This is a genomic window from Mesorhizobium sp. M0244, assembly GCF_040321795.1.
GTDB lineage: Bacteria > Pseudomonadota > Alphaproteobacteria > Rhizobiales > Rhizobiaceae > Mesorhizobium.
Genome location: NZ_JAMYSE010000151.1, coordinates 1 through 9,818 on the forward strand (window position 1 = coordinate 1; position 9,818 = coordinate 9,818).

Annotated in this window: 11 protein-coding genes and 1 tRNA gene; 6 read left to right on the forward strand and 6 right to left on the reverse strand. The window is 57.7% G+C overall.

Annotated elements, in window-relative coordinates:
- Positions 1–113: 113 nt before the first annotated feature.
- Positions 114–578, forward strand: a complete 465-nt coding sequence (locus NKJ08_RS37160) for a translation initiation factor 2 (protein ID WP_352525356.1) — start codon at positions 114–116, stop codon at positions 576–578.
- Between the two features lie 71 nt (positions 579–649).
- On the opposite strand, the gene NKJ08_RS37165 is transcribed toward NKJ08_RS37160, so the two are convergent.
- Both NKJ08_RS37165 and NKJ08_RS37170 read right to left on the reverse strand, forming a co-directional pair.
- Entirely contained in the window at positions 650–1,444 is a 795-nt protein-coding gene (locus NKJ08_RS37165) for a hypothetical protein (RefSeq protein WP_352786164.1), read from the reverse strand.
- Between the two features lie 153 nt (positions 1,445–1,597).
- On the reverse strand, positions 1,598–1,909 hold the full coding sequence (locus tag NKJ08_RS37170; RefSeq protein ID WP_352525352.1) for a hypothetical protein: 312 nt from the start codon (positions 1,907–1,909) through the stop codon (positions 1,598–1,600).
- Between the two features lie 126 nt (positions 1,910–2,035).
- On the opposite strand from NKJ08_RS37170, the gene NKJ08_RS37175 reads away from it, so the two are divergent.
- The 3 genes from NKJ08_RS37175 to NKJ08_RS37185 all read left to right on the forward strand — a co-directional run bounded on the left by NKJ08_RS37175 (position 2,036) and on the right by NKJ08_RS37185 (position 3,621).
- Complete coding sequence (locus NKJ08_RS37175; protein WP_023674442.1) at positions 2,036–2,467, forward strand: YybH family protein; 432 nt, start codon at positions 2,036–2,038, stop codon at positions 2,465–2,467.
- A 151-nt stretch (positions 2,468–2,618) separates the two neighbouring features.
- Entirely contained in the window at positions 2,619–2,924 is a 306-nt protein-coding gene (locus NKJ08_RS37180; protein ID WP_352776785.1) for a hypothetical protein, read from the forward strand.
- A gap of 271 nt (positions 2,925–3,195) precedes the next feature.
- Positions 3,196–3,621 (forward strand): hypothetical protein, encoded by a 426-nt coding sequence (locus NKJ08_RS37185; protein WP_023674443.1) that lies wholly within the window; start codon positions 3,196–3,198, stop codon positions 3,619–3,621.
- A 155-nt stretch (positions 3,622–3,776) separates the two neighbouring features.
- On the opposite strand, the gene NKJ08_RS37190 is transcribed toward NKJ08_RS37185, so the two are convergent.
- The 4 genes from NKJ08_RS37190 to NKJ08_RS37205 form a co-directional block, all read right to left on the reverse strand.
- Positions 3,777–4,199, reverse strand: coding sequence for a CBS domain-containing protein (locus tag NKJ08_RS37190; protein WP_023674444.1), 423 nt, complete (start codon positions 4,197–4,199; stop codon positions 3,777–3,779).
- Positions 4,174–4,683, reverse strand: a complete 510-nt coding sequence (locus NKJ08_RS37195) for a hypothetical protein (RefSeq protein ID WP_352525350.1) — start codon at positions 4,681–4,683, stop codon at positions 4,174–4,176. Before NKJ08_RS37195 ends, NKJ08_RS37190 begins: the two co-directional genes overlap by 26 nt.
- A gap of 1,291 nt (positions 4,684–5,974) precedes the next feature.
- A tRNA-Gln gene (locus NKJ08_RS37200) sits at positions 5,975–6,048 on the reverse strand.
- A gap of 148 nt (positions 6,049–6,196) precedes the next feature.
- Complete coding sequence (locus NKJ08_RS37205; RefSeq protein ID WP_352525349.1) at positions 6,197–7,129, reverse strand: putative bifunctional lysylphosphatidylglycerol flippase/synthetase; 933 nt, start codon at positions 7,127–7,129, stop codon at positions 6,197–6,199.
- A 308-nt stretch (positions 7,130–7,437) separates the two neighbouring features.
- On the opposite strand from NKJ08_RS37205, the gene NKJ08_RS37210 reads away from it, so the two are divergent.
- Together NKJ08_RS37210 and NKJ08_RS37215 are read left to right on the forward strand one after the other, a co-directional pair.
- The gene (locus NKJ08_RS37210; protein WP_352525347.1) at positions 7,438–8,871 is read left to right on the forward strand and encodes a Ppx/GppA phosphatase family protein; all 1,434 of its coding nucleotides are present in this window, start codon (positions 7,438–7,440) and stop codon (positions 8,869–8,871) included.
- Positions 8,872–8,908: 37 nt separating this feature from the next.
- A complete protein-coding gene (locus NKJ08_RS37215) occupies positions 8,909–9,604 on the forward strand; it encodes an RlmE family RNA methyltransferase (RefSeq protein ID WP_352525346.1) in 696 nt (231 codons plus the stop codon).
- Positions 9,605–9,818 lie beyond the last annotated feature (214 nt).

The following is a 9,818-nucleotide window of genomic DNA, read 5'->3' on the forward strand; positions in this document are numbered from 1 at the left end:
ATGAGGCTCTGCGCCGGCCAGCCGGCTTAACCCTCGTACCGTTGCATATCGGATGACGGGCCGCCCTCAGGCCCAGCAATCATAGGGACTAGTGCAACTGGGGGGACTTTCAAATGAAAATCTATCTTTGTGCTGCCTTGGCGGCAACAGTCGCTATGTCGGGCTGCGCGTCGGTGGTGCGTGGCACAACCGATAAAATCGCTATCAATTCCGTCCCGCCGGACGCTGCGATAAGAACTTCACTCGGTCATTCATGCCCGGCTTCACCTTGCACGGTCGAAGTAAGTCGGAAGGAGGAGTTCACCGCTTTTGCCGAGAAGGAAGGTTATAAGCCGGGCAGTATTTATATCGGCACGACCATGAGCGGGAAGGGTGCTGCAGGTCTCGCCGGCAATATACTGCTCGGCGGAGTGATAGGAGTAGGCGTGGATGCGGTGACGGGTGCGACGCTCGACCATTCTCCGAATCCCGCACTTATAACCCTGGTTCCAGTCGACGCGCCTGGCGAAAGCACTAAGGCGGTTGTTCCTCCGCCTGCACCTCCGGCAAAGAACAACAGCTCGCACGCGGGGGTGTAGTCTGCTCCTGCAGCAACGCTGTAGTCCGTCAAAACACCCTCCCCACCGTTGCGATTTCACACAGTCTATAGCTACTGTTTGAGCTTTGCCGTGATGCATTCGATCGACGGCAACGGAGTGATGCCGTCTTTTGTTGTCTCTTCCAGGCGCGATTTGTTGTCATCGATAGACGAACAGTTATAAAGTTTCTCCAATATAATTCTTCTGACTGGCTCAAGTGGAAGCGAAATATATTCGAAATAATTTCCCTTGACTGGGAATCCGTTTACATAGTCAAGAGCGCCGTGTAAGCAAGAATCTGTGTAGGTCTTGTTGCCAATTCCGAACTTGGTTCTGTCGACAAAAATCAAACCGACAGACACCCACGTATTTCGGTCAATAAACTTATATGCGGTGCAGCCGTCGCTGTTGAGGCTGGCCTTAGAGGCATACGATTTGTACGCCTGCAGCAACTTCGAATTTTTCAATAATTTTTCAGCATCCCTCGAAAATGTATCATAATTTATTGAAATGACCGAAATTTGCGCCACTACGGGCGCCTCAAACATCTGGAGGATACTTCTATGGTCGACATTGTACCTGCTTATAGATTCAGCTATTTCAGAATTGCCATCGACAATCTCGTACGGATACGATGGCCATACAAAGATCTCCATTCCTTGATCTAAACCTGATAGGTAATGAAGTGCGAAATTTTTAACATTATTGTCGCCGCTACTAGCGCAGTACCCTTTCACAATCACCATCAAAGAGCCGCAACTTATTATAAAAAGTATTTTCCAAAAGTTCTTCGATGCAGGTTTAGCCATACTTCCATCCGTTTTAAATTTTATATGTTGTGCTTTGCATTCGATCTCATCGCTCATGAAACGCCTCATCCGTCATCTCCATCAACGGATCGAGAAGGAACTCGATTACGCGGCGATTCCCCGTCTTGACCTCGGCCGTTACCGACATTCCAGCCGTTAGAAGTACGTCGTTGCCTTCGACGCGAATCGACGTCTCATTCAGCGCGATCCTTACCGGGAAGACCAGCGGCCGGCGGCGTCGCGCGCAGTCTCTTCCTTCGAATTGCGGTGACAGTGCACTATTTTCTTTTCGCCGCCTGCCTCGTTTTCCGGGTTTTCACGGCTTTGCCAATTTGCCTGGCGATGCTCCGCCCACGGGTGTATCGATAACCGCGACATCGGCGACGCGGCAATACTCGATGAGCAGTTCTTGTGGAACACATAGTCTTCGGACGTGAAAACACTTTGGCTCACCCGTACGGTGCTGGGGATGCGGCAGACCGGGAACGCCGGCAAGGTGCACCATGCGGCGGGGGCGAACATGGTAAAAAGTGCACTCACCGTAATTCTGATCTATAGTCCGGACACCACCCCGAACGCCTACGGCAAGGCGAAGGGCGGATGAAGCGCTTGATAGAGCTCTCTTTTTAGTCATGTGGCGATGTTAAGATGTTAGCCTCCGACCTGACGAAATTTATCGAGCAGGATCATCTGGCTCTCGATGCCTTCGTAAAGGGCGATCCTGAGCCCTTGAAAAACCTCTACTCGCGACAGGACGACGTCATTATTGCCAATCCCTTTGGCCCGCCGGCGAAGGGATGGAGAAAGGCCGCTGAGACCATGGAACGGGCCGCCACCAATTACCGGCACGGCAAGGCCATCGGCTTTGAGCGCATCTCGGAGTATGCGACAGCCGACTTGGGATACATCATCGAGGTCGAGCGGTTCCAATCCAAGGTCGGTGGTGGCAACAAACTGGTGCCGATTGCGCTTCGAGTCACCACCATATTCCGGCGCGAGGAAGGCGCGTGGAGGATCGTCCTTCGTCATGCCGATCCGATAACCTCGGCACGCCCGCCGACGTCCATTGTCGGTGAGTAGAAGGGTTGGGAATTACTGGGAATTACGGTGACAGTGCATTAATTCTTTTCGCCGCGTGCCTCGTTTTCCGGGTTCTCACGGCTTTGCCGATTTGTTCGGCGATACTCTCGGCCCACAGGTACATCGAAAACCCCGACATCGGCCAGCGGCCATGCTCGATGAGCATTTCTTCTGGAACTTACAGTCTCCGGACGTGAAAACACTTCGGCTCGCTCGTACGGTGCCGGGGGATGCGGCAGACCGGGAACGCGGGCAAGGTGCACAATGCGGCGGAGGCGACATGGTAAAAGTGCACTGTCACCGTAATTCATCCTTAGCGGCCAATTTCCCGCGTCGCATCAACAATCTAGGTCATTTTCGGTTTCGCTTTAGGCAGCGCGGCCAGCAAGAGCTGGTGCTGTTTCTTCTTTCTCTTCGACGTGAGGGCTCACCCATTCGTCGGTTATCACGCGGCTGACCAAGGTGCCCGGCACCGCTTTTCTCAAGGCACGCAGCAAAAAGTATAAACCCGCTCGGACAGTCAAGAGGTGTGGTAGGCAGGCCATGCGCAGCCAGCCGCAGCGAGCCGCCAAGACGCGCGAAGCACTTCGGCGGTGTAGGACAGCGGCACGCCAGAACGCGCGCAGGCCAGGCGTTGGCTTGCCCAATTGTGTTTTGACTATTTGGCTGAACGGGCGCGTAAAATATCAGGTTCGCCCGGTCGGGCGAACTAACTCAGGGAGGATGTTATGAAGATGAATCGACGTAATGCTCTCGCCCTTGGTGCCACCTCGTTGGCGGCCCCGCTATTGGTCGCAAAGCCCATTCCGGTAGCGGCCAAGACCTACGGTCCGACTGATGGCAAAGAGATTTTTCCCGGCGTTCGGCTCGTCGAACTGGGAACACGAGACTCCCATATCAAGGGGTACAAGAAAATTGCCATGGAAGACGTCGTCTACCAGCCAAAGGCAACTAGCCCGCTCGGGGATGTCATGGCCGACGATATGGTCTGCACGGTCACTGAAGGCGAGCTGCAGGTCACGGCCGGAGACATGCAGTTCACGGCCAAGGAGGGTGACGTATGGAGCTGCGGCAAGGGTAGCACGAAGGAGGCTGCTACGAACAACGGAACAGCGGTCGCAGTGATGCGGGTGATTAACCTGAAGGCTGCATAAAGTTACCCACACTCTGGCGACTGCAGACGCTCCAGCCGGCTTCGGCCGGCGGGCTTTTCCGGTGCGCCACGGCCTCGATGACCGGACATTTCTGCCGGCGCGCTGTGGCCAGCGCGGCGGCAGACTGAGGCCTTAGCGCACGGGCGAGCCGCCCTTCAGTGGTGGTGGGCGGAAACGCTCTTGACGTATTCGGACACCAGTTCCCTCGGTGCCGACTGACTGACGTCGCCGACGCTAAGGATGCCGACCATCCGCATATTCTTGTTGATCACCGGCAACCTGCGGATTTTCAGTTCTTCCATGTGCCGTACGGCCTTGGCCAGATCGTCGTCTTCGCGGCAGCAGTGAATGCCGGCCGTCATAACATCGCGCGCCGTTGCGATGCGGCCGTCGAAACCATCTTCTGCCAGTCCGTTGCAGACAATATCGCGGTCGGTCACCATTCCGATCAGTCGGTCGTTCTCTCCAATGGGAATCGACCCGATATCCTGGGCTCGCATCATTTTCGCCAGTTCGGTGACAGCGGTTTCGGGGCTGACCCAGTCGACACCCTTATGCATTGCGTCTTTGACTTTCATGGCGGACCTCCCTTGCTGGGTTGGTGAATGTCCCCCTGTCCCATTCTAACGCGGACGGGGTTTGGCTGCCAGAGGTCATCATCCAGACCCGCATTTTGCGGTGGTTGTCATGCGGAATTACGGTGACAGTGCACTTTTTACCCATGTCGCTCCCGCCGCATGGTGCACCTTGCCCGCGTTCCCGGTCTGCCGCATCCCCCAGCATCGATAACCGCAACATCGGCGACGCGGCAATATTCGATGAGCGGTCCTTGTGGAACGCATAGTCTTCGGACGTGAAAACACTTTGGCTCGCCTGTACGGTGCTGCGGCAGACCGGGAACGCGGGCAAGGTTACACGATGCGGCGGGGCGAACATGGTAAAAAGTGCACCGTCACCGTAATTCCGGTGCACTATTTTCTTTTCGCCGCCTGGCTCGTTTCCGGGTTTCGCGGCTTTGCCGATTTGTCCGGCGATGCTCTCGGCCCACGGGTGCATCGACATTGGCGACGCGTCAATACTCGATGAGCAGTTCTTGTGGAACACATAGTTTTCGGACGTGAAAACACTTTGGCTCGCCCGTGGTGCTGGGGATGCGGCAGACCGGGAACGCGGGCAAGGTGCACCATGCGGGGGGAGCAACATGTAAAAAGTGCACTGCCACCGTAATTCCCGAGTGCGGTTAACGAAGTGTGGGATCACATCGCAGGCCGGCTATCTACAACAAACAAAAAATGCGAGGTTTAGGCGCTCGTATCGTTGGTCAGCGATAACAATCCATCGGCAGGTCATCTAGGCGAGCGCTACAAAGTGAAGGGGGGGCGGAATTGACAGCAGTATGTAGCGCAATCCTAGCTGCATTTGGCAGCGCCTGGGTGCAATTCCTATCGGATACTGTCTCCACCCTCATCGGGGTCATGGCAGGTTTCGCGGTATCTATCTATCTCAGTAGAAAACAGATTCAGTATGACTCAAAAAAGGATCAAGAGTCGCATATACAACTTAGCATCTCGAATCTGAAGCAGGTCGTTTATTCGTGCGCTTCGAACCTAGAAAACTTGCTTAATATGAAATTCCAGATGATAGGTAACCTGCAGTCCGATTGCGACAAAGTTAGACCCGCAATCAATGAATTTCGACATCCACAGGAAATTGTCGATATTTCAGAGACGCTCAGAACGTTTTTCGTGGGGTTCCCACGAATAGGAGTGATGAAATTTCCGGGTTTATGAGCAATTTAGTGACGTCGTGAACGATATACCCATGCTTCTTTCAATTATTCATAAGACGGAATTTACTCTCGACGATTTGAATAATAGAATTTCTTCGCGCAACTCCTTGATAGACAGACACTCTGTGAAGAATATAGATGGACTTAACGCACGCGCAGTTCTTTATTTTCACCAGATGATATTGTCAGAATCTGACAACATTATTCAATACGTCGACGACGCTCTATTCTTCTCAGATTTGCTGAGTGAGCAAATTATAAATTACGTGAAATATAAACACCCAGGACAGAAAACTATTACATTTGCTCCGTCGGAACATTTAAAGGCCCTTATGCCTCCAAAAAATTACGTGCAAACTTATCGAGATCAGTTCCGTGATTTTTCAGCGACCCCTAAAACAAAAAAGCAATTTACTCTTGCTGATGCATTCTCGAGGCAAGCCCTGTAGGTCCGGTGCTAGGGGATGCGCATAGACCTCCGCCCCCTTAACCGGAGTGCGGACCGCCGAAATCGAAAATGCACGTAATTCGTTGATTGACTGATTTTATTTACTAAAAGGAAAGTGGCTGGGGAACCTGGATTCGAACCAGGACTAACGGAGTCAGAGTCCGTGGGTCTACCGTTAACCTATTCCCCAGCAGGCGCGTTTGATGACAAACCGCGCGGGCATGGCGACAATGTCGCCGCGCGTGCCTTGTAGCCGCCGCCGGAAAATAGTCAAGCCTGCCCGGCCTTTCAATCGCCGCGTTTTAATCGCGGCGTTCAGTCGCCACGCCTTTCGCGTATCAATTCTCGCTGCGGCTGTATTGTGAGTGCTCGAAGAACAGCACGACGCCGAGCGCGATCAGCAGCGGGATGATCAGGTAGAACAGCCGGAACACCAGGAGCGCTGCCAGTACGCCGACCTGATCCATATGCGACAAGCCGGCGAGAAAAACCACTTCGAACACGCCCAGCCCGCCCGGCGCATGCGAGATCTGCGCGATCGAGAATGACACCAGGAAGACGCCGAGCACGACGAAATATCCGGGATTGCCGGCGGCGGGCAGGGCGAAGAAGATGATCGCCGCCGCCGCCAGGAGCTCGATCGGGCCGACCAGCAATTGCCGCGCGACGATCGGCAGCGCCGGATAGTGCAGCTGGAAGCTGCCGATCCTGAGCGGTCTCAGATGCAGCCAGCTGCCGAAGACATAGGCCGCCACCACGAGCAGCATGGCGAACCCTGCTGCTTGCGATAGCCGATGATGCGGTATGCCGGAAAACCGGTCGATCACCTCGGGCTCGAGCAGCAGCACGATGCCCGAGACGAACAGCGTCGACAGCACGAAGGTGATCCAGCAGATCGCCACCAGAATGCCGACATCCTGGCCGGTCAGGCCCCTGGTGCCGTAGGCGCGGTAGCGGATCACCGCGCCGGAAAACACCGAGCCGCCGATATTGTGCGACAGTGCATAGGTGGTGAACGAGCAGAAGGTGACGAATAGCCACGAGACTTTCTTGCCGATGTGCAGAAGCGCGATGTGGTCGTAGCCGGCGAGCGAGGCATAGGCGATGACCGAGCTCAGCCCCGCGAGCACCCAGCCGCGCGCCGGGATGGCGACGATGCCGTCCCAGACGTCGTCGAGCGAGATGCCGCGCAATTCGTGCAGCAACAGCCACAGCGAGAACACCACCGCGGCGATGCCGATGACGGGCCAGAAATAGCGGCTCCAGTTCATTGCCTGACGATCATGCGTTGCAGCCCGTACCCGTTTTCCGGTTCGCAGCAGGAAAACCGCCCGCGATCCCGAAGGGTTCACCCCTCCATTTCAGAAATGCCTCATTGAAGCCGGCTATTCAACCGGGAAGGCGCCGGAAGGCTCGCCATCATCGGGCCGAGCGCGGGGGCGAGACAATGCCGCCGGCAAAATTCGCCGCGAGCACTCTTGGTGATCCGGCCCGGCGCTGATAGTCTGGCCGCAACTTGAACATGTAAAAGCGCCTGCTGCGTCCGGTCTCGGTTCGCGCGGCGCCGGAAGGAACGACAGTGGAAGACCACGAAGCCGGCGCTGGCGCGCCGGAAGTGGGCGTGTCCAGGGGTTCGCCGACGCCGTCCGGCCAGGCAAGCCCATCCACCGGACGCTACGGCCGTCAGGTGCAGCCCCGGTCCGGCAATGGACAGGCTGGCGACACAACCCAGGACCAGAAGGGCCAGCACCAAAAGGGCCAGGACCAAAAAGGCCCGCATCAGAACGGCAAACCCAAGAAGCGGCGCAAGCGCCGGCGCGGGCGCAAGGTTTTCGCACGCGACGAGGCTCGTCCGCTGGCGGCCGGCACTTCGGTGCCCGCCGCCAATGATGCCCCGGCCGCGCGCCGGCCCCAGCCAGCGGCCTCGCTCGCCGCCCCCTCTTCAATCGCGCAATTGCCTCCAGCCTCGCCAAGGCCGGAGCAAGGTGCCCGCACGCCGCCACCGCTGCAGGAATTGCCGGTGTTTGCCGCGCTCGATCTCGGCACCAACAATTGCCGTCTGCTGGTCGCGGTGCCGACGCGTCATGGCCAGTTCCGCGTCATCGATGCGTTCTCGCGCATCGTCAGGCTGGGCGAGGGCCTTACCGCCAATGGTCGGCTCGGCGAGGCTGCAATGGACCGCGCGGTCGAGGCGCTGAAGATCTGCGGTGACAAATTGCGCAACCGCAAGGTCAGGAAGGCCAGGCTGATCGCCACCGAGGCCTGCCGCACCGCCGCCAACGGCGTCGAGTTCCTCGAGCGCGTCGAGCGCGAGGCCGGCCTGAAGCTCGAGATCATCGACCGCCAGACCGAGGCGCGGCTGGCGGTGTCGGGCTGCGGCTCGCTGGTCGAGCGCGACACGCAAGGCGTCGTGCTGTTCGACATCGGCGGCGGCTCTTCGGAGATCGCGCTGATCGACCTAACCGGTCACCGCTCGCCGAGACTTGCCAACCACATCGTCTCGTGGACCTCGCTGCCGGTCGGCGTCGTCTCGCTGGCTGAGCGTTTTGGCGGCCGCACCGTGACACGCGAGATCTTTGGCGCCATGGTCGAGGATGTCGCAATACGGTTGCGCGCCTTCGACGGGCGCGACCGGCTGAGCCATCTCCTGTCCAGCCCGAAATTCCATTTGCTCGGCACCTCGGGCACGGTGACGACGCTTGCCGGCGTCCATCTCGATCTTGAACGCTACGACCGCCGCCGCGTCGATGGGCTGTGGATGGACCGCGACAGTGTCGACCGCATGGTCGAAAAGCTGGTCGGCTGGGATTTCCAGCAGCGCGTCGCCAATCCCTGCATCGGCGCAGACCGCGCCGACCTGGTTCTGGCCGGCTGCGCCATATTGGAGGCGATCCGCGCCGTCTGGCCGTCCGAACGACTGCGTGTCGCCGACCGTGGCCTGCGCGAGGGCATATTGAGCGAGTTGATGGCCGATGACGGCGTCTGGCGCAACAACGGGCGAGGCAGGGCATGATCCCGAAAAGTGGCATGCTCAAACAAGCAATCAAGCAATGACCAAGAAACCGGAAAGACCGAGTTCGGCCGGCATTCGCGTGCTGAAGACAAAGATCAAGAAGAAAAGCGGCTTGAAGGAATCGTCGCGCCGCTGGCTGCAGCGCCACATCAACGATCCCTATGTCCAGCGCTCGAAGGCCGACGGCTATCGCTCGCGCGCAGCCTACAAGCTGATCGAGATCGACGACAAGCACCATCTGCTCAAGCCCGGCATGAAGGTGATCGACCTTGGTGCGGCGCCCGGCGGCTGGTGCCAGGTCGCCGCCGCACGTACCAAATCGACAGCCCAGCAACCGAACGTCGTCGGCATCGATTATTTGGAGATGGACGCGGTGCCGGGCGCGCCGGTGCTGCTGATGGATTTCCTCGATCCGCAGGCACCCGAGAAGCTGGCCGAGGCGCTGGGCGGTCCGCCGGACATCGTGCTTTCCGACATGGCCGCACCCACCACCGGCCACAAGCGGACCGATCACATCCGCACCATGCATTTGTGCGAGGTGGCGGCCGATTTCGCGCTGTCGGTACTGAAGCCGGGCGGACATTTCCTCGCCAAAACTTTTCAGGGCGGCGCCGAAAACGAATTGCTGGCCAGGCTGAAGCGGAATTTCCGCTCGGTCCATCACGTCAAGCCGCCAGCCTCGCGCGATGAATCGGTGGAGCTTTATTTGTTGGCGAAGGATTTCAAGGGTTAGCGTCGTTTCCTTCTCCCCTTGTGGGAGAAGGTGGCCTCGCGAAGCGAGGTCGGATGAGGGGTGTTCCAGCTTGGCAACACGCTTGCAGTTGTTATCGCCTCATTTCTTCCAACACCCCTCATCCGGCGCGGCGCTGCGCGCCGAGCCACCGTCACCCACAAGGGGAGAAGCGAAGGAGCATCAACTCCCGGACGGGCTCACCGGCTCCAATGTC

Bases quoted from the DNA above. Each gene is read 5' to 3' on its own strand.
- NKJ08_RS37160 (WP_352525356.1), top strand. From the start codon at position 114: ATGAAAATCTATCTTTGTGCTGCCTTGGCGGCAACAGTCGCTATGTCG.
- NKJ08_RS37165 (WP_352786164.1), bottom strand. From the start codon at position 1,444: ATGAGCGATGAGATCGAATGCAAAGCACAACATATAAAATTTAAAACG.
- NKJ08_RS37170 (WP_352525352.1), bottom strand. From the start codon at position 1,909: ATGTTCGCCCCCGCCGCATGGTGCACCTTGCCGGCGTTCCCGGTCTGC.
- NKJ08_RS37175 (WP_023674442.1), top strand. From the start codon at position 2,036: ATGTTAGCCTCCGACCTGACGAAATTTATCGAGCAGGATCATCTGGCT.
- NKJ08_RS37180 (WP_352776785.1), top strand. From the start codon at position 2,619: ATGCTCGATGAGCATTTCTTCTGGAACTTACAGTCTCCGGACGTGAAA.
- NKJ08_RS37185 (WP_023674443.1), top strand. From the start codon at position 3,196: ATGAAGATGAATCGACGTAATGCTCTCGCCCTTGGTGCCACCTCGTTG.
- NKJ08_RS37190 (WP_023674444.1), bottom strand. From the start codon at position 4,199: ATGAAAGTCAAAGACGCAATGCATAAGGGTGTCGACTGGGTCAGCCCC.
- NKJ08_RS37195 (WP_352525350.1), bottom strand. From the start codon at position 4,683: ATGTCGATGCACCCGTGGGCCGAGAGCATCGCCGGACAAATCGGCAAA.
- NKJ08_RS37205 (WP_352525349.1), bottom strand. From the start codon at position 7,129: ATGAACTGGAGCCGCTATTTCTGGCCCGTCATCGGCATCGCCGCGGTG.
- NKJ08_RS37215 (WP_352525346.1), top strand. From the start codon at position 8,909: ATGACCAAGAAACCGGAAAGACCGAGTTCGGCCGGCATTCGCGTGCTG.